This is a genomic window from Rhodococcoides trifolii, assembly GCF_014635345.1.
Taxonomy (GTDB): Bacteria; Actinomycetota; Actinomycetes; order Mycobacteriales; family Mycobacteriaceae; genus Rhodococcoides; species Rhodococcoides trifolii.
In genome coordinates this window covers 601248-626986 of sequence record NZ_BMCU01000003.1, presented here as the reverse complement: position 1 = coordinate 626986, position 25739 = coordinate 601248, and the positions used below count along the sequence as shown (strand labels likewise).

Annotated in this window: 28 protein-coding genes; 14 read left to right on the top strand and 14 right to left on the bottom strand. The window is 65.3% G+C overall.

The annotated features are described in order from the left end of the window. Positions 1-2: 2 nt before the first annotated feature. Genes IEW02_RS16250 through IEW02_RS16235 form a run of 4 tightly spaced genes read left to right on the top strand, consistent with a single transcriptional unit; the run spans position 3 to position 3569 of the window. The gene (locus tag IEW02_RS16250) at positions 3-647 is read left to right on the top strand and encodes an ABC transporter permease (protein WP_188545863.1); all 645 of its coding nucleotides are present in this window, start codon (positions 3-5) and stop codon (positions 645-647) included. Continuing rightward, complete coding sequence (locus IEW02_RS16245; RefSeq protein ID WP_188545862.1) at positions 644-1855, top strand: ABC transporter ATP-binding protein; 1212 nt, start codon at positions 644-646, stop codon at positions 1853-1855. The genes IEW02_RS16250 and IEW02_RS16245 overlap by 4 nt, the downstream gene beginning before the upstream one ends. After that, complete coding sequence (locus tag IEW02_RS16240; protein ID WP_188545861.1) at positions 1852-2589, top strand: ABC transporter permease; 738 nt, start codon at positions 1852-1854, stop codon at positions 2587-2589. Before IEW02_RS16245 ends, IEW02_RS16240 begins: the two co-directional genes overlap by 4 nt. Next, positions 2586-3569 (top strand): glycine betaine ABC transporter substrate-binding protein, encoded by a 984-nt coding sequence (locus IEW02_RS16235; RefSeq protein WP_188545860.1) that lies wholly within the window; start codon positions 2586-2588, stop codon positions 3567-3569. Before IEW02_RS16240 ends, IEW02_RS16235 begins: the two co-directional genes overlap by 4 nt. On the opposite strand, the gene IEW02_RS16230 is transcribed toward IEW02_RS16235, so the two are convergent. Then, positions 3562-4137 (bottom strand): GNAT family N-acetyltransferase, encoded by a 576-nt coding sequence (locus tag IEW02_RS16230; RefSeq protein ID WP_188545859.1) that lies wholly within the window; start codon positions 4135-4137, stop codon positions 3562-3564. The two genes, IEW02_RS16235 and IEW02_RS16230, sit on opposite strands and share 8 nt — an antisense overlap. A gap of 84 nt (positions 4138-4221) precedes the next feature. On the opposite strand from IEW02_RS16230, the gene IEW02_RS16225 reads away from it, so the two are divergent. Then, a complete protein-coding gene (locus IEW02_RS16225) occupies positions 4222-5106 on the top strand; it encodes a siderophore-interacting protein (protein WP_188545858.1) in 885 nt (294 codons plus the stop codon). A gap of 25 nt (positions 5107-5131) precedes the next feature. Further along, positions 5132-5662, top strand: coding sequence for a hemerythrin domain-containing protein (locus IEW02_RS16220; RefSeq protein ID WP_188545857.1), 531 nt, complete (start codon positions 5132-5134; stop codon positions 5660-5662). A 29-nt stretch (positions 5663-5691) separates the two neighbouring features. On the opposite strand, the gene IEW02_RS16215 is transcribed toward IEW02_RS16220, so the two are convergent. From IEW02_RS16215 to IEW02_RS16195, 5 genes are read right to left on the bottom strand one after another with little or no spacing between them, the layout of a single operon-like run. Further along, on the bottom strand, positions 5692-5892 hold the full coding sequence (locus IEW02_RS16215) for a hypothetical protein (RefSeq protein WP_188545856.1): 201 nt from the start codon (positions 5890-5892) through the stop codon (positions 5692-5694). Positions 5893-5917: 25 nt separating this feature from the next. Then, the gene (locus IEW02_RS16210; RefSeq protein WP_188545855.1) at positions 5918-6865 is read right to left on the bottom strand and encodes a PDR/VanB family oxidoreductase; all 948 of its coding nucleotides are present in this window, start codon (positions 6863-6865) and stop codon (positions 5918-5920) included. After that, on the bottom strand, positions 6862-8079 hold the full coding sequence (locus IEW02_RS16205) for a cytochrome P450 (RefSeq protein WP_188545854.1): 1218 nt from the start codon (positions 8077-8079) through the stop codon (positions 6862-6864). The genes IEW02_RS16210 and IEW02_RS16205 overlap by 4 nt, the downstream gene beginning before the upstream one ends. Positions 8080-8136: 57 nt before the next feature. Beyond that, positions 8137-8907 carry a pirin family protein gene (locus IEW02_RS16200; protein WP_188545853.1) on the bottom strand — a complete coding sequence of 257 codons (771 nt, stop codon included), beginning with the start codon at positions 8905-8907 and terminating at the stop codon, positions 8137-8139. Further along, the gene (locus IEW02_RS16195; protein WP_188545852.1) at positions 8907-9392 is read right to left on the bottom strand and encodes a VOC family protein; all 486 of its coding nucleotides are present in this window, start codon (positions 9390-9392) and stop codon (positions 8907-8909) included. The genes IEW02_RS16200 and IEW02_RS16195 overlap by 1 nt, the downstream gene beginning before the upstream one ends. A 101-nt stretch (positions 9393-9493) precedes the next feature. On the opposite strand from IEW02_RS16195, the gene IEW02_RS16190 reads away from it, so the two are divergent. Then, positions 9494-9946: a MarR family winged helix-turn-helix transcriptional regulator gene (locus IEW02_RS16190; RefSeq protein WP_188545851.1), complete on the top strand. Its 453-nt coding sequence runs from the start codon at positions 9494-9496 to the stop codon at positions 9944-9946. A gap of 67 nt (positions 9947-10013) precedes the next feature. Here the strand turns inward: IEW02_RS16190 and IEW02_RS16185 are convergent, their stop codons facing one another. The 3 genes from IEW02_RS16185 to IEW02_RS16175 all read right to left on the bottom strand — a co-directional run bounded on the left by IEW02_RS16185 (position 10014) and on the right by IEW02_RS16175 (position 13308). After that, positions 10014-10973 (bottom strand): ferritin-like domain-containing protein, encoded by a 960-nt coding sequence (locus tag IEW02_RS16185; RefSeq protein ID WP_188545850.1) that lies wholly within the window; start codon positions 10971-10973, stop codon positions 10014-10016. A gap of 120 nt (positions 10974-11093) precedes the next feature. Beyond that, positions 11094-12278 carry an NAD(P)/FAD-dependent oxidoreductase gene (locus IEW02_RS16180; protein WP_188545849.1) on the bottom strand — a complete coding sequence of 395 codons (1185 nt, stop codon included), beginning with the start codon at positions 12276-12278 and terminating at the stop codon, positions 11094-11096. Continuing rightward, on the bottom strand, positions 12268-13308 hold the full coding sequence (locus IEW02_RS16175; RefSeq protein ID WP_188545848.1) for an Rv1355c family protein: 1041 nt from the start codon (positions 13306-13308) through the stop codon (positions 12268-12270). The genes IEW02_RS16180 and IEW02_RS16175 overlap by 11 nt, the downstream gene beginning before the upstream one ends. Positions 13309-13598: 290 nt before the next feature. Here IEW02_RS16175 and IEW02_RS16170 point away from each other — a divergent pair, with 290 nt between their 5' ends. Further along, positions 13599-14366: a hypothetical protein gene (locus IEW02_RS16170; RefSeq protein ID WP_229746075.1), complete on the top strand. Its 768-nt coding sequence runs from the start codon at positions 13599-13601 to the stop codon at positions 14364-14366. On the opposite strand, the gene IEW02_RS16165 is transcribed toward IEW02_RS16170, so the two are convergent. Then, positions 14347-15483 carry a GGDEF domain-containing protein gene (locus tag IEW02_RS16165; RefSeq protein ID WP_188545847.1) on the bottom strand — a complete coding sequence of 379 codons (1137 nt, stop codon included), beginning with the start codon at positions 15481-15483 and terminating at the stop codon, positions 14347-14349. The two genes, IEW02_RS16170 and IEW02_RS16165, sit on opposite strands and share 20 nt — an antisense overlap. Positions 15484-15615: 132 nt before the next feature. Continuing rightward, a complete protein-coding gene (locus IEW02_RS16160) occupies positions 15616-16905 on the bottom strand; it encodes a sensor domain-containing phosphodiesterase (protein ID WP_188545846.1) in 1290 nt (429 codons plus the stop codon). Between the two features lie 149 nt (positions 16906-17054). On the opposite strand from IEW02_RS16160, the gene IEW02_RS16155 reads away from it, so the two are divergent. Both IEW02_RS16155 and IEW02_RS16150 read left to right on the top strand, forming a co-directional pair. Continuing rightward, positions 17055-17915 carry an SDR family oxidoreductase gene (locus tag IEW02_RS16155; RefSeq protein WP_188545845.1) on the top strand — a complete coding sequence of 287 codons (861 nt, stop codon included), beginning with the start codon at positions 17055-17057 and terminating at the stop codon, positions 17913-17915. A gap of 17 nt (positions 17916-17932) precedes the next feature. After that, positions 17933-19390 carry a flavin-containing monooxygenase gene (locus IEW02_RS16150; RefSeq protein ID WP_188545844.1) on the top strand — a complete coding sequence of 486 codons (1458 nt, stop codon included), beginning with the start codon at positions 17933-17935 and terminating at the stop codon, positions 19388-19390. A 63-nt stretch (positions 19391-19453) separates the two neighbouring features. On the opposite strand, the gene IEW02_RS16145 is transcribed toward IEW02_RS16150, so the two are convergent. Beyond that, positions 19454-20464: a TerC family protein gene (locus IEW02_RS16145; RefSeq protein ID WP_188545843.1), complete on the bottom strand. Its 1011-nt coding sequence runs from the start codon at positions 20462-20464 to the stop codon at positions 19454-19456. 138 nt (positions 20465-20602) lie between these two features. Beyond that, positions 20603-21874: a PucR family transcriptional regulator gene (locus IEW02_RS16140; RefSeq protein ID WP_188545842.1), complete on the bottom strand. Its 1272-nt coding sequence runs from the start codon at positions 21872-21874 to the stop codon at positions 20603-20605. On the opposite strand from IEW02_RS16140, the gene IEW02_RS16135 reads away from it, so the two are divergent. Together IEW02_RS16135 and IEW02_RS16130 are read left to right on the top strand one after the other, a co-directional pair. Next, positions 21837-23045 carry a GGDEF domain-containing protein gene (locus IEW02_RS16135; RefSeq protein ID WP_188545841.1) on the top strand — a complete coding sequence of 403 codons (1209 nt, stop codon included), beginning with the start codon at positions 21837-21839 and terminating at the stop codon, positions 23043-23045. The two genes, IEW02_RS16140 and IEW02_RS16135, sit on opposite strands and share 38 nt — an antisense overlap. An 87-nt stretch (positions 23046-23132) precedes the next feature. Further along, entirely contained in the window at positions 23133-24212 is a 1080-nt protein-coding gene (locus tag IEW02_RS16130) for a glycosyltransferase (RefSeq protein ID WP_188546168.1), read from the top strand. Here IEW02_RS16130 and IEW02_RS16125 read toward each other — a convergent pair. After that, the gene (locus IEW02_RS16125; protein ID WP_188545840.1) at positions 24209-25021 is read right to left on the bottom strand and encodes a HugZ family pyridoxamine 5'-phosphate oxidase; all 813 of its coding nucleotides are present in this window, start codon (positions 25019-25021) and stop codon (positions 24209-24211) included. The two genes, IEW02_RS16130 and IEW02_RS16125, sit on opposite strands and share 4 nt — an antisense overlap. 57 nt (positions 25022-25078) lie before the next feature. Between IEW02_RS16125 and IEW02_RS16120 the strand changes: the two genes are divergently transcribed. Both IEW02_RS16120 and IEW02_RS16115 read left to right on the top strand, forming a co-directional pair. Further along, on the top strand, positions 25079-25258 hold the full coding sequence (locus IEW02_RS16120) for a hypothetical protein (RefSeq protein ID WP_188545839.1): 180 nt from the start codon (positions 25079-25081) through the stop codon (positions 25256-25258). A 261-nt stretch (positions 25259-25519) separates the two neighbouring features. After that, positions 25520-25711, top strand: coding sequence for a hypothetical protein (locus tag IEW02_RS16115; RefSeq protein WP_188545838.1), 192 nt, complete (start codon positions 25520-25522; stop codon positions 25709-25711). Positions 25712-25739: the final 28 nt, after the last annotated feature.

Genomic DNA, 25739 nt, shown 5'->3' with positions numbered 1-25739 from the left:
TTGTGAACTTGGGAAACTATCTTCAGGGGCGAGAGGGATTTCTCGCGTTCCTGACCTATCAGCATGCGTCGCTAGCCTTTCAGACCGTTCTCGTCGGCACGATACTGGCCGTCCTGGTCGCCGTCGCGGTGTATCGACTGCCGTTGTTCGCCACCCTGACGCTGACGACGAGCCGCATCGCGTTGACCATTCCGTCACTGGCATTACTGGCGCTCCTGATCGTGCCGTTCGGTCTCGGTGTGGTGCCGTCCTTCATCATGCTGGCATTCTTCGCCGCCATGCCCGTGGTCGGTAATGCAATCGTCGGCCTGAGATCGGTCCCGGAATCGGTGATCGAGTCCGCGAAGGGAATCGGTTTCTCGCAACGGCGCATTCTGGTCCAGGTCGCTCTGCCGATGGCGTGGCCGGTCATCCTGACCGGTATTCGCGTGTCGACGCAGATGGTGGTCGGTGTCGCAGCCATCGTCGCGTACGTTCTCGGCCCCGGCCTGGGCTCGCTCATCTTCAACGGTCTGTCGCGACTCGGTGGTACCAATGCCCTCGAAATGGCCGCCACCGGAACAATTCTCATCGTCGTCATCGCCTTGGTGTTCGACGCCCTGCTCGTCCTTCTCGGGCGCCTCACGATTGCCAAGGGACTCCGATGACCGCCACCACGACCTCAACCACCGAGCGCACCGTCACCGGGGCGTCGATTCGCCTCGACGGCGTCGTCAAGCAGTACCGCGGTCAGGACAAACCTGCCGTGAAGAAGCTCGACCTCGAGATCGACGCCGGGGACATCGTTGCGTTCGTCGGACCGTCCGGCTGCGGAAAGACGACCACGCTCAAGATGATCAATCGGCTGATCGAGCCGAGCGAGGGCCGCATCTTCATCGGGGACCGGGACGTCACCGGAGAGGATGCCGACAAGCTGCGTCAGTCCATCGGTTACGTCATTCAGTCCGGCGGACTGTTCCCACACTGGTCGGTCGGCAAGAACATCGGCGCCATCCCTCGCGTTCTCGGCTGGGACTCGAAGCGTATCGACGAGCGCACCGAGTACCTGCTCGACCTCGTCGGACTCGACGCTCGAACGTTCCGTGACCGACTGCCGAAAGACATGTCGGGTGGCCAGCAACAGCGTGTCGGTGTCGCGCGTGCACTCGCCGCGGATCCGCCGGTTCTGCTGATGGACGAGCCGTTCGGTGCGGTCGACCCGATCACTCGTGTTCGGCTGCAGGACAAGCTCATTGCCATTCAGCACGAGCTCGGGAAGACCATCGTCATCGTCACCCACGACTTCGAAGAGGCGACCAAGCTCGGCGACAAGGTGCTGATCCTGTCCGAGGGCGGTCATGTCGAGCAGTACGCCGCGCCGGCAGAGATTCTTGCCAACCCGGCCACACCGTTCGTCGAAGAGTTCGTCGGATCCGGCGCCACCCTGGCGCATCTCACGCTGTCGCGAGTCAAGGACGTCGACCACGACCCGGTGGTGACGGCGCGCGTCGGGGACTCGTCGCAGGAGGTGATCGCGCGAGCCAAGGCCCGCGGCGCAACGTGGATCGTCGTCGTCGACGCCGATGGGCAGGCGCGTGCCTGGCCGTCACTCGACGAGGTGGGTACCAAGGATCGCGTCTCGGACTACGTCGACTCACGACTGCCGGTGGTGGCGCCGTCCTCGACGCTCAACGACGCGCTGGACACCATGCTCGCAGCCAGCCAGGGCGGTGTTCTCGTCACCGACGGGCGCGGTGCGGTCACCGGTGCGCTGACGATCTCGACCGTGATGGCAGTGATCCGAGGCCAGCTGTCCGAGGCTCGCCCGGACGACACCACGTCGTACTCCACGCACACCGAAGGTTCCGCGTCGTGAGTAGATTCCGGAGCACGCCCATCGACGTGTGGCTCGAACCGCTCGTGGTGCTGGTGCTCGGCATCGCCTACGTTCTCTGGTACCGCTCGACCACGCTCACCTCCACCGAGCAGGCGTCGCTGGGATGGGACAACCTCCGAACCACGTTGGCGTCGCACGTGATTCTCACGTTGACGGCAACCGTCATCGTCGTCGTCATCGCAGTCCCTCTGGGCATCCTGCTGACGCGAGAGAAGGCGAAGAAGCTCAACCCGATCGTGGTCAACGTCGCCAACATCGGCCAGGCGGCTCCCGCCGTCGGCTTGATCGTGTTGCTCACCATGTGGCTCGGAACCGGATTTCGCACGGCGGTAGTGGGTCTCGTCGTCTACGCGATCCTGCCCATCCTGCAGAACACCATCGTGGGACTTCAGCAGGTCGACCAACGCACCATCGAAGCGGCACGAGGAATCGGGTTCTCCGGTGTGCGCACTCTGGTTCAGGTGGAGCTACCTCTCGCGGTTCCGGTGATCCTGAACGGAATTCGGACCGCACTGGTCATTCTGGTGGGCACCGCCACACTCAGTACGTTCATCGGGGCCACCAGCCTCGGCACGCTCATCACCACCGGCGTCACGCTGTTCCTGCCGAAGCTGCTCATCTCCGGGGCGATCCTGGTCGCACTTCTGGCACTGACCATCGACTGGCTCGGTCGCCTCGTCGAACTGGTCGCAACACCCAAGGGAGTGGCATGAACCGCCTGCGTCGCCGACTTTCCGCTTTCGTCTCGATCGGAGTGATCGCGACGACCGTCGCCGGATGCGGACTGGTCTCGTCGTCGGGAACGTTCAAGTCGGCTTCGTTGGCCGACGGTCAGCGCCCGCTCGACGGCGCGAGTCTGGTGGTCACGTCCAAGAGCTTCACCGAGGGTGTCATTCTGGGCAAGATCACGGCGACCTACCTCGCGGCCGCCGGCGCCGAGGTGTCCGACCTGACCGGCGCCCCCGGCTCTGCGTCGTCGCGGCAAGCGCAACTGAACGGTGATGCCGACATTCTGTGGGAGTACACCGGAACCGGCTGGGTGAACTATCACGCCGAGACCGAGACCATCTCCGATCCCGGCGAGTTGTGGCAGAAGGTTCACGACATCGAGAAGGCCGACCACGATCTGGAATGGTTGCCACCGGCCAACTTCAACGACACCTACGCGTTCGCGGCATCGGCCGCAACTGCGGAGCGGTTGGGCGTGACGTCGTTGTCCGACGTCGCGGCACTCCCGGTCGCCGAGCGAACCTTCTGCGTCGACGACGAGTTCTTCTCGCGAGCAGACGGATTCGTGCCCATGCTCGACAAGTACGGGATGCCGCTGAACGGTCCGAACGGGGTTCCGACCGAAAACATCACGCGTATGGACGCAGGCGTGATCTACCCGTCGACCGCACAGAGCTCGCCCTGCAACTTCGGCATGGTCTACACCACCGACGGTCGAATCAAGAATCTGGATCTCACCGTTCTCGACGACGATCGGAAGTACTTCCTGCCGTACAGCGGAACGGCCGTGCTGCGCAGCGCGATCTACGAGCAGTATCCGGCTGTCACCGAGCTGCTGGGACAGGTGTCCGAACGTCTCACCGACGACCTGATGCAGGACCTGAACGGGCGCGTCGACATCGACGGACAGGACCCGGCGAACGTTGCGTACGACTGGCTGAAGAGCGAGAACCTTATCAGCTGAGGTCTCTGCGCATGATCAGCCGCGGCATCTTCGACGCCACCGCGTCCGTGGTGCCCACCACCTCGAAACCGGCGTGGGCGAACATCTTCCGAGTCCCGACGAACGCCATCGTCAGGTCCATTCGTCCCTCGGGATCGACCGGGTACGACTCCACCGCGGGTGCGCCGTTGGACGCGGCGTAGGCGAGCGCGCCCTCCAGCATCGCCGTCGTCACGCCCTTCCTACGGTGGCCGCCCCGCACCACGACGCAGATGATGCTCCACACCGCGGTGTCGTCCAGCGGACGGATGAGACGACTCTTCACCAGACGTGGGATGTCCGATCGCGGCCCGATGCTGCACCAGCCGACAGGAATACCGTCCAGGTAGGTGACGACTCCGGGTGGACGGTTGCGTTCGGTGAGCTTGCGCATCGCGGTCTCGCGGCTACCCTCACCGAGCGATTCGATGTCTTTGACCTGCAGGCGATGCGACAGGCACCAGCAGTGCGTCGTCCGGCGGTTCGGGTTGATCACGTCGGCGAAGTCGTCGAACCGGTCCGGTGTGACCGGATGGGTTTCCCAGGTCATGGCAGGACTGTACCGGCGTGCACGGTCCTCGACCTGTCGAACGTGAGCATTGAGACCTCGGGTCGATGTGGTTAGCCTAAGCTCATGCGCGACAGAGGATTCTATTGGGCCGAAGTGCTGTCGACCGAGCAGTTGACACCCAGTTTTGTGCGCGTTCGGTTCGGCGGGCCGGATCTCGACGACTACGACGCCCACGAATCACCCGACGAATCCGTCGCCATCTACTTTCCGAATCCCGGTGAGGATCGCCCGCCGGCAATGACGAACATCGACGGTGTCTGGTGGTTCCACGACGAGTCGGACCGGCCGGAGGGGCGCAACTACACGGTGCGACGGATCGAACCGGACGGAACTCTCGTCGTCGATTTCGTTGCGCACGAAGGCGGCGTCGCGGCGTCGTGGGCGCAGTCTGCTTCTGCCGGTGACACCGTGCTGTTCTCGATGCCACGGGGGTGGTACGCCGTGCCCGAGGACACCGACTGGCAGCTGCTGGTCGCAGATCTCGCGGGCTTGCCGGCCCTCGCGCGCATCGTGGAAGGGCTGCCGAAAAGTGCTCGCGCACATGTGATCGCGGAAGTGTTCGACGAGCGGGACGTCCTGCACTTCGACACGGTCGGTGCTGTCACCGTCGACTGGCTCGTGGGCAGCGGCAACGGTCACGGACCCGGCGCCGTGGTGGACGCGGTGCGCGCGTGGCCGATCCCCGAGGGCAACGGGTACGTCTGGTTCGCGGGTGAGGCGGCCGACTCTCGGGCCGTGCGCAAGTTCGTGCGCCGGGAGCGCGGCATGGGCGCCGACCGGTTCGACATCATCGGGTACTGGCGGGTGCGGGCCGAGCAGTGGCTGGCGAGGTACGAGAAAGTCGAGTCCGTGGTCGCCGCCGCGTACACGACCGCCCTCGAGCAAGGTCGTACGGAGAAAGAAGCCGCTGAGGCCTACGACGAAATGTTGGAGAAAGTGGGGCTCTGATCGGTCCGTCGGCTACCGTCGAACCATGTCACAGCCGCTTCCCGACATCGCCACCGCCGACATCACCTCGCTGATCATGGACGACCACGAGTGGTTCCGACGCGCCTTCGCGCGCCTCGACGATGCGCAGACCGCTGAGGAACTGTCCGCCGTGTGGGGTCCGCTCGGGGAACGACTCGACACGCACGCTCAGGCCGAGGAGGAGGTCTTCTATCCGTCGCTCCTGAAGAAGGGGAGCGACGACGCAGAAGAAGAAACGGACGACGCGATCGGGGACCACAACAAGATTCGTGACGCGGTGGCGAAAGCTGCGGAATGCGAAGTGGGAAGCCATGAGTGGTACGAGGCCGTGGGTACGGCACGCGCGGAGAACTCGGAGCACCTCGCCGAGGAGGAAGACGAAGTACTACCGGACTTCCGGAAGAACGCACCTCGCGAACTGCGTGCGGAACTGGCGCAGCAGTGGATTGCGTTCTATGCCGCGCATCCGGGCGGAAAGGGTATCGACACGTCGGACCGCGATCCGCAGGAGTACATCGAGGAGCACAGCGCCTGAGTCACAGCGCCTGAGTCACAGCACCGGAATCAACGGTCGGACTTCGGTTTTCCTGCATCGAGTCGGGCGATGAACACTGCGGACACCAGTGCGCCGACGAACATGCCGACACCGATCCCGATGCTCGTGTTTCCTGCTACCGCACCGATGACGACGCCGAGGACGAGCCCGGCTACGACACCGATGAGCAGATACGTTCCCGCAACTGACGATTTCGATCGTTCGGTCATGATCGAATAGTAGTCACTCCGACGCTCACAGCTCCAGTACCAATCGAGGACTGACCGACCGAGACACGCAAATCATCATGCAGCTGTTGTCGGCCTGTTCTTCCGGCGTGAGAACAGAATCACGGTGGTCCGGTTCGCCGTCGACGACGCCGGTTTCGCATGTCCCACAAGTACCTTCACCGCATGACGACAGAACGTTCACGCCCGCCGCCTCGACGACCTCGAGTATCGTCCGGTCCGGTGGCACCGTCAGGGTGACGCCGCTGTCGGTGAGAACCACCTCGAACGAATCGGACCGAACGGGTGCACCCACGTCCTTGGGCGAGAATCGCTCCAGGTGCAGCGCACCCGACGGCCATGGCGCGCACAGCTTCTCGACGGCCACGAGCAACGGTTCGGGGCCGCAGCAGTACACCAGGGTGTCGTCACGGGGCTCGGACAACAGGCCGGGAAGGTCGATCAGACCGTGGGTGTCCTGCGGCCAGATCGTCGCCCGTGAGCCGATGTCGGAGATCTCGTCGAGGAATGCCATCGACGCCGACCGGCGTCCGCCGTAGACCAGAGTCCACTCGGCACCGGCCTTCTGGACCGCTCCGATCATGGCCAGTATCGGGGTGATGCCGATTCCGCCCGCGACGAAGAGGTATCGCGGCGACTGGTGGAGGGGGAAGTGGTTGCGGGGCCCGCGACCGGACAGCGCCGCGCCAACCTTCAGTGCGTCGTGTACCCAGACGCTGCCGCCTCGCCCGGCGGGTTCGTTCAGAACGCCGATCCGATAGACGCTCCGATCGTCGGGACTCCCGCAGAGGGAGTACTGCCGCGTTGTCCCGTCACCGACGGTGATGTCGATGTGCGCACCGGGTTCCCAGGACGGTAGTGGGTCTCCGGAGGCGTCCGCGAGCGTGAGCGACACGACATCCTCGGCGGCGTCGAGCCGTTCTACCACAACGAGATTCAGGTCCGCCTCGGTCATGCTCGTCCTCTCTGGAACGACACGGGCAGGCGATCGAGACCTGCCGCGTTGGGCGTACTCGCGTACCTACGCACGGTACCGGCGATCTCGTACTGACCGAGGCGGGGGAGCGCAACTTCCAGCGCGATCTTTGCTTCGAGCCGGGCAAGGGGGTTGCCCAGGCATCCGTGCAAGCCCTCACCGAATCCGAGGTGCCGAACCGCCGGCCTGAGCGCGTCGAATTCGTCGGCGTCCTCGAACTGGCGGTCGTCGTGGTTGGCCGCGCCGAGGACCATGGCTACCCGACTACCGCGTGGAATGGTGACGCCGTGGAGGGTGACCTCGCGGCTCGAGGTTCGGACCACCAGTTGCAGAGGCGTCTTGTACCGAAGACCTTCCTCGACTGCGTTCGGAATCCCGGACGGGTTCTCCCGGAGAGCTTTCTGCTGTTCGGGGTGCGTGCCGAGCTGGTGGAACAGCGTGGTGAGCAGGCCGGAGGTGGTTTCGATGCCCGCAAGATACAGCCCGAAGACCAGGCCGACGATCTCCGACGCCGCGTCGATCTCGCTCTCTGCCAACGGAACTCCGCCGATATCGGCCTGCACGATGTGGGTCAGCAGGTCCGCCTTGGGTTCGCGGCGACGGCGAGCCAGCATCTCGGCCAGGTAATCGCGTGACCGGGTCGTCGATTCGATGGCAACGGGCGTGAGTTCCGCGCTGTCCGGCACACGATCCTTGAGCCCGTGCGACCAGGCCTTCAACTGTTCACGATCCTCGCCGTCCGGCAACCCCAGGAAGTCGAAGAAGATCTCGTACGGGAGGGGCCAGCACAACTCGTCGGCGAGGTCCGCGGTGCCTCGATCGGCGAACGAGTCCACCAACGTGGTCACCACGGTCCGAATGTCGTCTTCGAGTTTCTTGATGCTGCGCGGCATGAACTGTCGCTGCACCACGCCGCGTATCTCGTCGTGGCGGGGATTGTCGAGAACGGGGATGTTGCCCGCGCCGCCTTGAGAATTGGTGTCGTCGAGATCGATTCCCTCGAAATTGAGGTAGGTCTCGGAATCTCGGATCGCGTCGCGCACGTCGTCGAATCGAGACAGGGCGTAGAAGTTCCATTTTTCGTTGTAGTACACCGGTGCTTCGTCGCGCATACGGCGGTAGACCGGGAAAGGATCGTCGTGAAACCGTGCATCGAACGGGTCGTAGACGACCGGGTTCGCAAAGCCGCTCATGAGTGACAACGCTCACATGACTTCTGTACATATGTCAAGACATATGCACAGGCGACATCACCCGCCGATCGTCGCGTGCATCTCCCAGACGATGACCTCGGCACCGTTCGACGTGCTCAACGTCTGTCCGCCGCCGCCGCGAACCCGCACCGCGTCGCCTTCGGCCAGTCCGCCGACCCCCTCCAGTGTCGCGTCGCCGCGTGCCACGAAGACGTGGAGGAATGGCGCGTCGGGCAACGTGACCGCGGGTGTACCGGGCTGCAGCCGCGCGACGTGCATAGCTGCGTACTTGTTCCGGATCCGGATCGCAGAATGGTCCGCGTGTGCGGGCATTCCGGAGGCAACCGGAACGAGGCCGCCCGAGAGGAGCTCGTGATCGATCTCGAGCTGCTCGTACCCGGGGGTGATCCCGGCTTCGTCCGGAAGAACCCACATCTGGACGAAGTGCACCGGTTCGGCGTGCTCACCGCCGTGTTCGGTGCCCAGACGCCAGGAGTCGTTCTTCTCCGAGTGCAGGATGCCGGTACCGGCGCTCATGCGTTGCGCGAGACCGGGATAGATGACCCCGGTGTGCCCGATCGAGTCCTGATGGACGAGCGATCCCTGAAGTACCCAGGTGACAATTTCCATGTCTCGGTGCGGGTGAGTGTCGAATCCTTGGCCGGGCACCACGATGTCGTCGTTGTTGACCATGAGCACGCCGTGATGGGTGTTGCCCGTGTCGTAGTGGTGGCCGAAGGAGAACGAGTGCTTCGAATCGAGCCACCCGATGTTGGTCTTGAACCGATCGTCGGCGCGGCGCACGTCCAGCGCTGCAGCTGCAGTCATCACAGAACCTTCTCTCCGTACATCTCGCCGAGCGGATCAGCGATCAATTCGATGCGGGCGCCGTCGGGATCCCGAAAGTACAGCGACACCTCGCTGTGTTCGACGAACTCGACTCCCGCCTCCGTCATCTTCTCTCGCAACTGCTCCCACCGCGAGGTCTCGACACTGATGGCCACATGGTGCAAGCCGCCGAGCACCTCTTGATAGGGGCCGACGTCGAGGCCGGGAAAGTCGAAGAACGCCAGCAGGTTTCCGTTGCCGATGTCGAAGAAGAAGTGGGACGAGCCCGGGTAGTCGCGGTTCTCGATCAGTTCGGTCAGCGGGAACTCCAGCAGATCCTGATAGAACCTGATCGTGGTTTCGACATCACTGCTGACGAGGGCGGTGTGGTGCAGGCCGCGCGCGGACGACGCCGGACGAGACGAAGCAGGCTTCAGGTGCTGATCTCGAATGCGGTCGCGCTGTGTAGCGAAATCGGTGGTCATGGCCGGTACCTTTCCCGATGGAGAAAAATGGTTGCGTCTTCAACTACTTGAACCGTACTCGCTTTAGTTGCTTTGTCAACTAACTGGGCTATCCTGTGTTCATGACCGACACGCGCTGGCTCGACGACGACGAGCAGGAGGCGTGGCGCGCATACCTGGACGCAACCCGATTGCTGCTGCACACGTTGGATCGTCAGCTCGCCCACGACGAAGGCATCTCCTTCACGGATTTCGAACTCCTGGTGGTGCTCTCGGAGTCTCCCGGTGGTCGGCTTCGCATGAGCGAACTTGCCGACGCGGTGACCACGACTCGCAGCGGCGTCACACGAGCCATCACACGGTTGGTCGACGCCGGCTGGGTGGTGCGGGCCGAGTGCGAGGACGACCGGCGTGGAACGCTGGCCGAACTCACGGGCGCGGGACGAGACAAACTGTCGTCCGCGAGCCCCGGGCACGTGAAAGCGGTGCGCGCCAACATGTTCGATCTCATGAAACCCGAAGATGTGATGGCGCTGAAGAACACCTACTCGGCGATGCGCGCCCACATGACGTAGGCGGTCGACGAACCGGAAACGCCCCCGCACTCACGAGGAGTGCGGGGGCGCTGCTGGTCGTGTCAGGTCACTCGACTCCGGCTGCCTCGCGGGCAATCGATGCGACGTGGGTCTGTGCTGCGGACACCACGCCCTGACGGTTCTTGTTGCGCTCTTCGTACGCCACGATGGTGCGAACGTCCTGCGTGTCGGTGAGCTCACGAATGGCGGCGACCGCGTTGTTCACGGTGAGGTCGTCGTAGCCCTCGATCGGCAGTTCGTCGGCCTCGAGCGAACCTGATGCGGCGCGTGCCTTGTGCAGTGCCTCGGCAGCGTTGCCCTTACCGGCGTCGCGAACCGTGGACTCTGCGGCTTCGAGCGCTGCATCGCGGCTCGCGGCCGCGGTACGTGCGGCAACCTCGGTGATCTCGGCGCCACGTCCGACGAGACGACGTACGGCCTCGGGGGTCTCCTGCGCAGTGTTGATGGCGCGATCGATCGCGTTGGTGGCAACCGTGATCGGTGCGTTGATGGCACCGACGACTGCTCCTGCCACCGCCTGCGTCGGCGTACGACGCAATGCTGCCGGGCCGCCCAACGCGTCCTCGGCGAGGACGGTGATGAGCCAATCAACAGTGGCGGTGTGCGCGGTGATGAGGCGCTCGGCGAGACGTTCGACGTCCTTCTGCGAGTCGCTCGTCGACAGCGCCTTCAGGTAGCGCGAGCGGTCGAGCAGCTGGTGCTCGAGCGCGAGGTCACCGAGAAGTGCCTCGTCGAACGGCTGTGCCTGCTCGGCTGCCGCCTTGAACGCCGCGGTGATGCGGCCGACAGCCGGCGCGATGACGGACGGTGCGCCGCCGAGTTCGCGGAGAACGGTCTTGATCGCTTGGGCACGATCTTCGCCGTTGGAGGCGTTCTGCTGGAGTTCCTTGCGCACGGCTTCGGTTCGTGCCTGCGCGACGCGAGTCTGCGCGACCTGAATCTCGGTGTTGGTGAGCGTGAGCAGGGCACGCAGCTGAGCGATGATCGTGGAGGTGGTGGCGGTCATGATGCTCCCTTCGTGGTTCGCGTTTTCGAGTTCGATCTCGTGTACAAAACTTCTTCGAACCCGACTTGCCATGCGGTTACCCGCAGGTAACGAGGGAAAACGTGAAGTGCGCCACGAACGCTAGGCCAGGCCTTTCAAGATCAAACGCCAATAGACGACGGGGAGCACGAAGCGGTCGAACGCCCACGCCCACCTTCTCGGTTTCAGGGCGTCCATGAACGACGGCAGCGACGACATGACGGCACCGGATCGGTCGTACTCGCCCAGGACCAACGTGTGTCGCCCCACTGCGATCGGAGCCACGGTGTACCCCTCGTAGTTCGTCGTCTGGCCGCCGGACCTGACGGCCAGCAGGTTGGACACCATGACCGACGCCTGTTTGCGGAGTCCACCGCCCGACGGGTCGGTCTCGACGGCGGCACCGTCTCCGAGTGCCCAGATGTTCGCAAAGATTTTGTGCTGCAACGTGTGTGGGTCGATGTCGACCAAGCCGTGAGCCGTCGCCAATCCGGACTCCTCGACCCAGGTGTGACCTCGATACGGAGGAACGAGGTGCAGGAAGTCGTAGTCCAACCGCTCGGTTCCGCCGTCGGCGGCCGTCACCGTGATGGCCTGCTCGCCGGGATGAAGCTCGCTCACCGCGGTGCCGCGCAGCACGCGCACACCCCACTCGCTGAGTTCGTCGAAGAGCAAGGAGTCGAGATCGGGCACGCCCAAGATCTCACGCCGGTCGACGACCAAAGTGATGTCCATTTTTCGCCCGTGCCGTTTCCAATGGTCCGCGGCGAGGAACAGCGGCTTGATCGTGGTTCCCGTACAACTGACCGGCGGGCGGGGAACGGTGAACACTGCCTTGCCGCCGTCGTGCAGCGATTGCACCGACGCCCACGTCTTCTCGGCCCGATCGAGGTAGTTGCTCGCGACGGACGACGTGGCCAGCGCGTCGTACACGCCCGGAAGGGCAGCTGTGTCCGGAACAAGGCCGGTGCCCAGGACGAGATCGTCGTAGGTGTAGACGAGACCGGAGGCGCACCTCACCTCACGCAAGCGAGCATCGACGGCGACAACGGTGTCCTCGAGCCAGGTGCAGCCCCGTGGCGTCACCGACCGCTGTGTGCGCTCGGCCGAGCGCAGCGGCGCCTCACCGGCGCCGACGTAGGGCAGAAGCGGCCGATACGTGTGCACCTTCTGGGGCTCGATGACGGCGACGTCCTTCACGCCCTGACGCATCAGCCGTCCCGCCGCGGATATGCCGGCGTTGCCGCCGCCGACGATCAACACATCGAAATGGGACTTACCGCTCATCTCTCGACGCTACGCGCGGGTGTGGATCCCGACTGCCGGCGATCAGCGCGTCGAGGTCGATCCGCACCCGACCCGACGGAGGCGGTGTGCCCAATGCGAAAGCCCGGATCACGGCCGCGACGGACGCGCCGCCGAGTGCAACGTCGCTTCCCAGTTGCGGCCAGGACGACAACGTCGTGCCGATCTCGGGCACCGACGCAAGCATGCGGGCCGTCACCTTCGTCGGGTCCAGGATCTGCGCCGCCATCGACGCCTTCTGCGCGGCAGTCATCGACGTCAGTGACGCATGGTCGATGTCGCCCAGCAGACCGTGGAACAGCGGACGCTCGGGGTCCAGATCGAAACGTTCCACGTCGAGAACGCCACCGTCGCTCGTCTCCATCACGACCGGAATTCCGCGTCGCCGCGCGTGGTCCCGAATCATGACCTTGGCGTCCATGGAGTCACACTCCTCGACCACCACGTCGAGGCCGGCCAGGAAGTCGTCGACGGTGCCGGGCGTGATTCCGTCCGTGAACGTGTGAACGGTCAGATAAGGGTCGATCTCGGCGATCCGTCGGGCAGCGAGCACGGCCTTGTTGACGCCCAGGTCGAACACGGTGGCCGGCACGCGGTTGAGGTTCGACAGGTCGAGGTCGTCGAAATCGGCCAACCGGAGTTCACCGCACAAACCTTCGAGCGCAAGAGTGTGCGCCACGGCGTGACCCACGCTGAGGCCGACCACACCCACACTCAATCGGGCAACGGAGTCCTGCTCGGCCGCCGTGATCTTGTTTCGGTTGCGATCGAGACGAAGACGGCGAAACGAAGTCGGTCCGAGCAGGTGAACCAGTGCGTGTCGCCACGGATAGTGCACCCATCTCGTCGCCTCGGCCCGCGCGTCATCGTCGAGCGGTGGGAGCAGCGCGTCGAGTGAACGCGTCTGCTCGTTCGTCGTATCCAGCACGACGGTTTTCTGATCCGATGTCAGCCGCTCGATCTCGGCGCTGTCGACAGTGATGAATCGGTCGAGAATGCGGTGTTCGGGCACGTCGTGCTCGCTTCCGTTCGCGCGGGTGGCTAGGTGAGGAACGTAGCGAATCCGGTGAAGTCCGCGCGAGGCATCCCGTAACGAAAGACCTTTTGCTGCACCGAAAGTTGTGAATCGGCACGCAATTCGGCGGTTATCAAAACGGTGGAAAGGTTTTCGTTGTGTCGTCTCACCAATTTCGGGCCGTTCGCTGTGATGAACGGTAGTCGGTGGGTGAAACGGCCGGGAGAATGGCTCGTGTTGCCGTCGGGGCGCTCAGGGCTCCGACCCTATGCGTGAAGGAGTCGACCGTGGTCGACGTATTTCAGCCGCCGACCCCCGAAGCGGTTCGACCCGGCGTCGTGCATCGCCTGCGATTCGGTACTCGTCCCACCCGCGTTTCGGAACCGTGGACCGGGCCCTGTTTCGCAGTCGACGACAGCGCCGGCGCCCTCGTGGCGGCCACCCCGTCTGCGGCACCGGATCTGTGGTCTCGCTACGTCGACGGTGCCGTCCGCACGTACGAACGCCACGGCGTGTCGATCGCAATCGACATGGACGAGTTGGCTTCGGGGGCGACGACCACGCTGTTCTTCGTCGCGCTCGACCACGACGGTCGCATGCTCGGCGGGTTGCGCGCGCAAGGCCCGTACACGCACGTCGAGCAGTCGCACGCACTCGTGGAGTGGGAACATTCCGATGGTCTCGAACTGGTGCAGAACGAAATCCGGGCCCGTCTCCCGCACGGTGTCGTCGAGATGAAGACGGCCTGGGTCGACGACGACGCACCGTCGAAAGTGGTGTCGTCGCAACTCGCGCGGGTCGCATTGCCGACCATGAACATCACCGGCGCGCGCTTCCTCCTCGCCACCGCAGCGGATCACGTTCTTCGGCAGTGGCAGTCGTCCGGCGGCCGCATCAGCGAGAGCATCCCGCCGGCCGCCTACCCAACCGACAAGTATCGGACCCGCCTGATGTGGTGGGACCACGACACCGTGGCAGAGGACGCTCGCCCCGACGTCTGGGACAAAATGTTGGCGGAGTCCGCGGACATGCAGATCAGCCGACGCGTCGCCTAGGGGGTTCGTCGGTCAGGATCTTGATGGGGATGGCGGACTCGGACTTCCACCGAAATGCCTCGGCGCGCGCCTGGACACCCCGGTCTCGGCCCTCGTTCTTCGCCGCGTACAGCGCCCGATCCGCCACTCGGATGAGTTGGTCGACGAATGCCTCGACGTCCCTCGATTCACCGTCTCCGTGCACGACGAGCGCGTGCACCGCGCCGATGCTCACGGTCACCTGGCAGTGGGTTCGGACGCGCTCCAGGATCGCGGACTGTAGGTCCGTCGGTGTGACGTGGCGACACAGTACGACGAACTCCTCGCCGCCGATGCGGGCGACCACGACGTCGTCGGCGGGCACCGAGCCGCAGACGGCTGCCGAGATTGCTTCCGCCACGGTCACGAGCACCGTGTCACCCGCAGCGTGACCGTACTCGTCGTTGACCGTCTTGAAGTGGTCGACGTCGATGACCAGGACGGTGACAGGATCGTCGGACGACGCTGCTGCATCGAGCATCGTCTCGACGCCGGTCAGCATCCCGCGGCGATTGAGCAGACCCGTCAGTGGATCGGTATAGGCAAGCGTTTCCAGTCGTTCGGTGACCGCGACGAGGGACCGGCGCATCGTGGCTATCAGCAGCACGGGAACCAGCACGATCGTGGCGGCGGCGCCGACCGCGACGAAGGTGACGGCACCGGATGTTGCGCCCATGAACGTCAGACCGGTTGCCATCGCGACCGACGCGGCCGTGAGTGACACGGTGACTTTCGGGGGCGACCCGGACGCGGCAATGGCAGGAACTACGGCAAGCATCGAGGTCACGGCTCGGGCGCCCGATGGGTCCGCGATCAGGTACGCCGAGATCGCGACTCCGATCATTCCGCCTGATCCGAGAACGGTGAACTGTGGATCGGTGAGACGACCGGCGCGCACGCTGATCAGAACGGTTACCAGGGTGAACGCGACGATGGCCGTGAGAACGGGAAGTGCACCGGCCTTGAGAAACGTCGGAGACACCACACCCAGGACGAGCAGGGGCAGCGCGCCGGACGCGCTCGCGATGACCGTTCCCGTGCGTGCGTCGAATCGGTCGACAGCGAGGAGGGAGCGAACCGATCGATTCCGCCTCTCCATCGACTCACTCTCTACTGTTTCGATCGCAGGTCGGTCTGCCCACGCTTGTCGATCACCAGGGTAGGTCACCCGACAGGCAATCGGAGTTGCCGACGACTTCGAGTTCTGCGGCCGCACCGGACCGTCGGCCGACTACGACGGCGATATCCGGCGAATGAGAGATCTTCCCGCTGCGACCACCAGTTCACGGTCGTGTGTCAGGACGAATTCGAACCGTTCACCACGACCGGACTCGCCGTCGCTGCAGTCGCGGGCTATGAGGGCGACTGCCGTGCTCGGGCCCACCACGACGATCGTCCATTCGTCGGCGAACGGATCGCTCGGGTCGATGACCGCCGAGTGCACGGCCGGGTGAGCACCGAGAACCGGCACACCAAGCAACGCGACGAACGGATGTTTTCGGGCGAGATGCGAGTACCGGTCCGTCAGCTCGGGGATCAGCACCGCAGGGGTGAGAGACGCCGCCGTCAGCACCGACAGCGGTTCCGTCGAGATGCGGGCCTGGTCTTCGAGGACCACCGAGAGTGCACTCAGGAGTTCGGCACGGGCAGTGCGCGGACGTGCGTGCGCGAACAGGTCGGACGGTAGGGCCGGAATCTGCGGGTTGGGTCGAAACTCGAGCAGGACGCCGGCCCCTACGTCCGCGACGGCGTGCGAGATGGAGTCGCGGCCCGGGTCACTTCGTGGCAGAGCCGCTGGCCTTCCGAGCAAGTATCCCTGACCGTACCGAGCGCCCAGCGACAGAGCCTGTTCGAGGTGTCGATCGGTTTCGATTCCCTCGGCGACGATCACGGCACCTGACCGTTCGACGTGTTCGAGCGCGAACTCGAGGGCGCGGGCGCCCTCGGCGGAGGGCGGGCTCTGAATCAGAGTGCGGTCGAGTTTCACGACGTCGGGGTCGATGAACGGAAGCAGTGCCAACGATTGTGGGTTCGCTCCCACGTCGTCCACCGCGATTCCGGCCCCGTCCCGGCGTGCCCATTCCACGGCGGCAAGCAGCTCTGCGGGGTCCGTCAGAAGACCGCGCTCGGTGATCTCGAGGATCACACGCAGATTGGATGACGAGTCGGCCAGAACGGTGAGCGCCGATTCCGGAGGCGGCCAGGATTGAGCACCCCCCGACGGTTCGAGATTGACGAACAGGACCATCCGCGTCCCGAGGTCGGCCTCGAGCGCCCCGCGGGCCGCGGCGATCAGACACGCCCATTCGATCTCTCTCGCGACACCGCCTGCGCGTGCTGCCGCGAACACGTCCTCGGGGCCGACAGTGCCGATTCCCGGCCAGCGGGCAAGCGCCTCGAACCCCACCACGGAACCGGAGGCGAGATCGACGATGGGTTGGTATGCGGATTGGACGGCGGAGATATCGGCAACCGTGGCGGCCACGGCAAGCTGGACGAGATCGGGGTCGTTCGACGCCACTTCGAACCCTCCCGTGTCCGCTTCTCACGCTTCTGCACTCCCAGCGTCTCGTCATTGAACCACCACTGCAGCCCCCGGTTGCCGGAGTCGGTTCACACGGTGTGAGACTCGTCAGTTACCGGCCGTCACACATACGTACTGGAGTCGCCATGCCCTCGGTCCACAACAAAGTCGTGCTCATCACCGGCGGTGCGCGGGGTATCGGCGCCGCCACCGCACGCGCGCTGTCCGCCCGCGGCGCGGAGCTCGTTCTCGTCGACGTGGACGAGGCGCCTCTGCAGGAGATCGGACGCGAACTCGACGCAGTGACCGTCACGGCGGACGTCCGACACCTCGCCGAGATGGAGGCCGCCGTCGCGGCCGGAATCGAGCGCTTCGGCCGTATCGACCTCGTCCTCGCGAACGCCGGCATCGCCAGCTACGGATCGGTCCTCGCCGTCGACCCGGAGACGTTCAAGCGCGTCGTCGACATCAACCTGCTCGGTGTGTTCCACACCGCCCGCGCGGCACTGCCCGCGCTCATCGAGAGCAAGGGTTACATCCTGGTCGTGTCCTCGCTGGCCGCGTTCGCTGCGTGCCCCGGACTGACGTCCTACAACGCCAGCAAGGCAGGCGCCGAGCACTTCGCGTCGGCGCTGCGTCTCGAAGTGGCCCACCAGGGCGTGGGTGTCGGCTCCGCCCACATGGCGTGGATCGACACACCGTTGGTGCAGGACGCCAAGGCCGACCTGTCCGCCTTCGGCGACCTGCTCGCCGTGATGCCCGGACCCCTCGGCAAGACGTCGTCGGTGCAGGCGTGCGTGGATGCGTTCGTGGCGGGACTCGAGGGCCGCAAGCGCCGAGTCAACGTCCCCGGGTGGGTGGGACCGATCGGGTGGCTCAAAGCCGTCGTGACGTCCAGGGTCGGTGACCGCCGCACACTGAAGCACGTTCCGCGAATTCTGCCGAAGATGGACCGCGAGGTGGCCGCACTGGGCCGATCCACCAGCGCCCGAAACAAGATGCAGTAGAAGGGTTCCGACACAGTATGACCGCACCACAGCAGCACCACGTCGACTTCCTCGTCATCGGAGCAGGACTGTCGGGAATCGGTGCAGCGCACCACTTCCAGGCGAAGTTTCCCGGCAAGACGTTCACGATTCTGGAAAGCCGCGGAGCGATCGGCGGTACCTGGGATCTGTTCCGCTATCCCGGTATTCGCTCGGATTCCGACATGTACACCCTCGGATACGTGTTCAAGCCGTGGAAGGGGGAGAAGTCGATCGCCGACGGTGCCTCCATCCGCGACTACATCGTCGAGGCCGCACGAGACACCGGCATCGACAGGCACATTCGCTTTCACCACAAGGTGACGTCGCTCGAGTGGTCGAGCGCCGACAATCGCTGGACGGTGCACGCGGAGCACGACGGCGCCGATGTGGCCGTGACCGCGTCGTTCGTGATGTCGTGCAGTGGGTACTACCGTTACGACGAGGGCTTCACCCCGGAGTTCGACGGCCGAGAGTCGTTCGCAGGGCAGGTGATTCATCCCCAGCACTGGCCCGAGGACCTCGACCTCACGGGCAAGAAGGTCGTGGTGATCGGAAGTGGGGCAACCGCGATCACTCTCGCTCCGAACCTGGCGGAGAAGGCCGACCACGTGACGCTGCTCCAGCGTTCGCCGAGCTACATCATGTCGCTGCCCGCGAAAGACCCCATTGCACAGAAGCTTCGCAGGTTCCTGCCCGCCAAGCTCGCGTACTCGGCGATACGGCTGAAGAACGTGTCGGTGGCCGTCGCGATGTACGAGCTGTGCCAGAAGTACCCGACGTTCATGAAGGGTCGTATCCGGAAGCTCCAGGAGGGGTGGCTGCCGAAGGGGTACGACCTCGACACCCACTTCACCCCGCGCTACGACCCGTGGGATCAGCGGCTGTGTCTGGTCCCCGACAACGACATGTTCCGGGCGATTCGCAAGGGAACGGTCTCGCTCGTGACCGATCGAATCGCGAGGTTCACCGAGTCCGGCATCAGCCTCGAGTCGGGGGAGGAGCTCGAGGCCGACGTCATCGTCACCGCGACCGGGCTCAACCTGACGGCTCTCGGTGACGCGTCGTTCCAAGTCGACGGGCGCGACATCGAGCTGTCGAAGACCATGGCGTTCAAAGGCATGATGCTCTCCGGCGTTCCGAACTTTGCCTTCATCGTCGGGTACACCAACGCGTCGTGGACTCTCAAGGCGGATCTGGTGTGCGACTACGTGTGCAGACTGCTCGAGCACATGGACACCAATCACTACGCGAAGGTCGAACTGCAACGCGATCCGTCGGTGGGCGAGGAGCCGTTCCTGGACTTCGCTGCCGGATACGTGCTTCGCGCGGTGGACAGCTTCCCGCGGCAGGGATCCGTCGCACCGTGGCGGCTGCGCATGAACTACTTCCGCGATCTGCCGATGCTCAAGTTCGGCAAGGTCGTCGACGACGCAATGGTGTTCGAGCACGCGTGACCGGGTGAACGACAGCGACGGCGCACCGAATGGTGCGCCGTCGCTGTCGTATCGGTTGTGGGGCTACTGCTTCTTCGTGACGTCCACGGTGTCCGCTGTGTCGGCTGTGCCCGCTGTGTCGATCGCGGGTTCGGTCGAGTCCTTCGGGGGCCGCTTCAGGCTCAGGACGATCGAGCCGGTGAGGACCACCACGATCACTGCCAGGGACACCAGCGACGGGATCTCGGGGATCGAGGTGCTGATGACCTTGTGGCTCGCCTGCAGCACCAGCTTCACACCGATGAACGCGAGGATGATCGCAAGGCCCTTGCCCAGGTAGTGGAACTTGTCCAGCAGACCCGACAGCAGGAAGTACAGCGCACGCAGGCCGAGGATGGCGAATGCGTTCGACGAGTACACGATGAACGGATCGTCACTGACGGCAAGCACTGCGGGGACGCTGTCGACCGCGAACACCAGGTCGGCGGCCTCGATGGCGACGACAACCGCGAGCAGCGGTGTTGCGACGCGCTTGCCGGCCTGCTTGACGAAGAACTTGGTGCCGACGTACTCGTCCTGAACCGGCACGATCTTGCGGAGCAGGCGAACGGCGATGGACTTGCTGGGGTCGTACGAATCGTCTTCGTCCTTGAGCAACTTCCAAGCGCTGTAGAGCAGGATGGCGGCGAAGACGAACAGGACCACGGTGAACTTGCTGACCACGGCGACGCCGAGCGCAAGGAAGATGCCGCGGAAGATCAGTGCGCCGACGACGCCGAAGAACAGAACGCGGTGCTGGTACTCACGCGGGACCTTGAAGTAGCCGAAGATCAGCGCGAAGACGAACAGGTTGTCGACGGACAGACTCTTCTCGAGCAGCCAGGCGGTGGTGAATTCCACGCCTGCGTTCGCTCCGAAACTGAAGCCGACGATGATGGCGAAGACGATCGAGATGCCGACCCAGATTGCGCTCCAGGTGGCAGCTTCGCGAAAGCCGATGATGTGGGCGCCGCGGTGACCGAGAAGGTCGATCAGCAGCATCACGACGATGACCGCGGCAAGGGCGGCCCACGCCCAGATGGGGACGTCGAGCATGACTTCGGGCTCCTATCGGTACGAATGGATTCTGCGGTGCCCCGTGGCTCCGCTCCTCCAGTGTGCCCTGCCGGAACTGCGCAGCTTCAGTCGTAATCCGGACAGCTTTGCGATATTTTAATTGCCGGTATCCGGCAATTACTCGCTCTCGGAAGCAGACTTCGGCCAGTCGAGGAGCTTCGCGCCGAGAACGGCGGTGTTCAACGCGAAACGACCGGCGGGATCGTCGACATCGCATCCGGTCAGCTCTCGCACTCGGGCCAACCGATACGTGACCGCCCGGACCGACAGATGCATTGCTCGCGCCGTCGACGCCGTGTTCCCGCCCGACGCGAAGTACGCGTCGAGGGTGTGCAGAAGTGGTTCGGCGCCACCGCGCGCCTCCTCCAGCGGGCGCAGCAGGGTCTCGACCAGATCGTTGATCGCATCCCGGTCGCGCAACAGGACGTGGTGGACCAGTAGATCGCGGGCGTCCACCACGCGCGCGGTCAGCTCCAGCCGAACTGCGAGGTCGAGCGCCTCGCGTGCCTGCCGGTACGAGCCGACCACACCGCTCGCGCCCGGAGCGGACCGTCCGACGCCGATCTGCCACTCGCTGCGGACGCTGTGCCGGGCAAGGTCGACCGATGCCTCGCTGGGCCGAGAACCCAGCGCGGCGCCGACGGCGTCCACCACCTGGTCGACCGCGAGACGGTCGGGAGCGGGAAAGACCACGACGAGCCGGCCGTCCTTGCTGGCCACCAAGGCCTCCGCATCACCCTTGGTTCCTGCGGTGGCTCGCTCGATGACACGGGCAACGGGGGTGCCGTCGGTGAACGGGACTTCCGCTCGCACCACGAGCACGCAATGCGGCCCGGACAGGTTCAGCCCGAATTCGGCCGCGCGAGAGGACATGTCGGCGACGTTTCCGCCACCCATCAGCAGGTCGTCGACGAATTCGCGACGGGCCGACTCCTCCATGCGAACGATGGACCGGCGGGCGAGCTGAAAACCTTCGGTCAGCTCGGCAACCACGTCATCCGCGGCGCGCAGCATCACCTCACCGGCCGCGACCACCGCGGCGACGACCACTTCGCCGCCCCGCGATTCCTTCACGACCGGCAGTTCGCGCCACATCCGCCACGTCGAGGACAGATAGAGATCGAGCAGCGCACGTAGGGCAATGCCACGTCGAGCCGCGTCGACGGCCTGCGTGCGGTAATTGCGCAGTTCGCGTCGTTCCAGCGGTTCGCCCCGCGCGACGGCGTCGGCCAGGACGGTGAGAAAGTCGCCCAGCAATTCCGCGGGAGCCCCCGCGTCGTCGGCTGCGGCCTCCGCAACTCGATCGGCATCCGACGACGGACGAGGGGAGGACGCGACCACGGCACCAGCTTTGCACGGCGACGTCGCGTCGCGGATCGGAGCGCGCATCGAGCCTGGCTTCTTCCCTATACTTCGGCGTGCGCAATTCGGCGCGGGCGGGTCCACCGAGCGGTCGGAGGTGTCGGGGTCGGTGCTGGGTGAGCTTCGTGAGCGCCGTGCGTGGTGGCGCCGGAAGGCCGTGGGCGCAGACCCCGTTCGACTGGACGTGGTGGCCGTACAGGGCATGTCCGCCGCCACCTTCATCGTTGCTGCCGCGTTCGCGTGCATGTTCGTCGTCACCGCGCAGACACCCGGTCTGCGGTTCGGGGTGTGGCCGGCGGTCTACGACCTGCTCGTTGCGGCGGTGGCGACGGCGACGTGCGTCGCCACCCACACTCGATGGGCACTGGTCCTCTATCGCAGCACCGACGCCGTCACGGTGATCGCGTCGGTCCTGATCCTGTGCAGCCCCATGATCGGCATGTGGAATCTCGGTACGGCGTATCCGGGCACCGGAATGGTTCTCGCCATCGTGGTCGCCGCGGGGTTCCTACGGCGCCGCGTGCACATGTTGGCGATCGTCGGGTCGGCCGATCTGGCCTGGATCGGGCTCGCCGCCGCAGTGGGAACCAACGGGGTGAGCGCCGCGACGTTCGCGTTCGTCGTCCTGCGGGTCAATCTGGTGGCGTTGTTGCTCAACTACATTCGTCTGCGCACGTTCGCCGAGTTGATCCGGGCCTACCGACGGCTCGAGACGGCGCACGATCGCGCGCAGACCTTCGCGGTCACGGACGAGCTGACGGGACTGGCGAATCGACGTGGGCTTATCGCGGCCGCGCGCACTGCACTGGACCGATGCGCGGCCGAGGGACGCGCTGTGTCCGTCGTCTACTTCGACGTCGACGGGCTGAAGACGATCAACGACCGTCTCGGACATGCCTCCGGTGACGACGCGCTGGCCAGGGCAGCTCGAATCCTGCGGTCCACCTTCGGTCCGGACGCCATCGTCGCCCGGATCGGGGGCGACGAATTCGTGGCCGTGCTGCCGGAGGTGACGGCCGGCCCGGCGACCGAACTCGGAACGAGGGCCGTCGACGCGTTGACCGCTGTGAACGTCGACGTGTCGGCCGGCCTGGCCGTGTGGACGCCCGGCGAGGCACTTCCCGACCTCGACGACCTCGTCGATCGGGCCGACCGAGCGATGTACGACGCGAAGACCGTGCGCCGGCACACGGGTTAGTCGACACGGGGTAATTGTCGACAGGTGTTGGCGCACCGTCCATTCGGGATACACCGGAGACCGATGACCGGACGCGACAATGCGGACATGCGCATCGTCCAGGTCGCCAATTTCTACGGCCCGCGATCGGGTGGATTGCGGACCGCCGTGGATGCACTCGGTGCGGGGTACGTCCAGCGTGGGCACGACGTCACCGTGATCGTCCCCGGGGCGGCGGCGTCGGAGCAGCTTCTCCCGTCCGGGGTTCTCCGCATCACGGTTCCGGCGACGAAGATTCCCTTCACCGGTGGGTACCGGGCGGCCGACCCTCGGTCCGTGACGGACATCGCCTCCGCCCTCCGGCCGGACGTGGTCGAGGTGTCGGACCGGCTCACTCTGCGCGGACTGGGAGCGTGGGCGGGTCGGCGCGGAATCGGCAGCGTGATGATCTCGCACGAGCGGTTGGACAGGCTGCTCGGACAGGTACTTCCTCCGGCGGTGGCTCGCGCAGCCGCGGACGTGGCGAACCGTCGGACCGCGGCCAGCTACGACGCCGTCGTCTGCACCACCCAGTTCGCCCGCGACGAGTTCGACCGAGTGGGAGCCGCCAACGTACGACGGGTACCCCTCGGGGTCGATCTGGATCTGTTCCGGCCTGTCCCGGTCGCCGCGGGCAGAACCACTCGGCTGCTGGTGCACTGCGGCCGATTGTCGGTGGAGAAGCACGTTGAGCGCAGCATCGATTCACTTGCGCACCTGCGGTCGACCGGCCACGACGTTCGGTTGGTGATCGCCGGGGACGGTCCGCGACGGGCCGTGCTCGAGCGTCGAGCCGGCGGCCTCCCGGTCGACTTCGCCGGTTTCATCAGCGACCGTGAGGAGGTTGCGGCACTTCTCGCGGACGCGGACGTCGCTCTCGCCCCCGGTCCGCACGAGACGTTCGGTCTCGCAGCGCTGGAGGCGCTTGCGGCAGGGACGCCCGTCGTGGTGTCCGGCACTTCGGCGCTCGCGGAGATCGTGACGCCCGAATGCGGCGCCGTGACGGCGAATTCGACAACCGGGTTCGCCGACGGTGTGCGTGCGGCGTTGGAGCTGCCGGGGGGAGGCCGAAGCGCGGCGCGTCGCCGAGCGGAAGGGTTCGCGTGGTCCCGGTCGGTGGACGGAATGCTGAGGGTACTGGCGGGCTAGTCGGACCGGTCGGTAGCGCGGGCGCGCCGCGCAAGTTCGACTGTGGCGGAACGCAACTCGTCGATGCTTGCTATCGGTGTCGCGTATCCCACTCGGGTGTAGGCGATCCCGCGCCCCGTCGTGACCCTGAGGTCGAGACCGTACCGATCGGCTCCGGTGCACTCGGCGCCGGTCGCGTCGGGAAAGCCCCCGAGGTGGTGCGCCATGGCGAGCAGTGACGCACTGTGGTCGTCGTTGAGATGGGTGATCGCGCCGGCGGCGTGCGGCTGGACCGGATCTTCGGCCGCCGCGGCGTAGTCCTCTGCGGTGGCGGAATCCATTCGTCCGTAGCCGCCCACCCATCGCACGCGCTGTACCCGCAGTATCCACAGTGTGAAGTCGCTGTAGTCCACGTAGTACTTCGCCGCCGGAACAGCTGCGAGATGCGCGTCTCGCGCTGCAGTCAGTTCTGCACCGGTCGGTCTGTCGACGGTCCCCGCCAACGTGATCCGGGCACTGGCGAGTGGATCCGCGTCCGCGTTCGGGGTGACGATCGCAAGGCTCGCACGGGGGTCGCCTGCCAGATTGCGTCCGTGCTCGGCCATGTGGGACACGCAGAGAACGGGTTGCCCGTCGAGCAGGCCGTAGGTGACGAACGACGCCCAGGGGTCGCCCTCGGATGTCAGGGACGCGAGCGTCGCGACGTTCGTCGTGCTCGCCAGCGTGCGGGCTTCCTCCGCGGCCGTCGGTCGGGTGGATTCCGCGATGTCGGTCAGAGGAGCGGGCACGGAGGGGGCGTCACCGGGGTCGCCGTGGTCGAGGGTGGCCATGGCCGAACGATACGCGGGTGATGATTACGGACGGGGCTCACTGGGCATTACCCGGTCATGGCCAATTATCGAGTACTCGACCCCACCGCGACCGTCGTCGCGACGAAGACGATCGACAGCGCGCAGGATGCGCACCAGTGGTTCATCGAGACGAAAGCCGACAACGATCCGCTCGGATGGCGCCTCGAGGTGCAACACGACGACGATTCGTGGAACTTCGCCAGCGACTCGGACTGATCGATCTGCCGGCCTCGACACCGAGAGAGGAGTGATTCTGTGTCCTACCTGCTGTACGACTTCCTGATGCCTTACCTCGGACAGGACGCGTCGACGTACTGGGCGACGCTGCTCGTCGTCGACCCGGTCTGACGAATCACCGGTCTGAGGAATCACCGGTCCGACGAACCCTCGACTCGCCGCCGCACTTATCGAAGTGCGGCGGCGTTCGTCGTTGTAACGTGACTCATGACACACCGCGGATCCGACAACGGAGGTCTCGTGAGCGCACTGCCCGACGTCGACGACAACGACGCCCAGGCCATGGCGGCCATGTCGTGCTGCCCCACCGGAGCGCTCGTCGTTCTGGGTCAGGTCGTCTTCGACGCGGTGTCGAGGTGGTGGTCGTCGAGGCGTAGTCGACTGTGCCGTGAGCGCGAAATCGTCATGCTGCACGACATGTGGAGTCGTTAGGTCTGCTGATTCACCGACGGCGCGACTG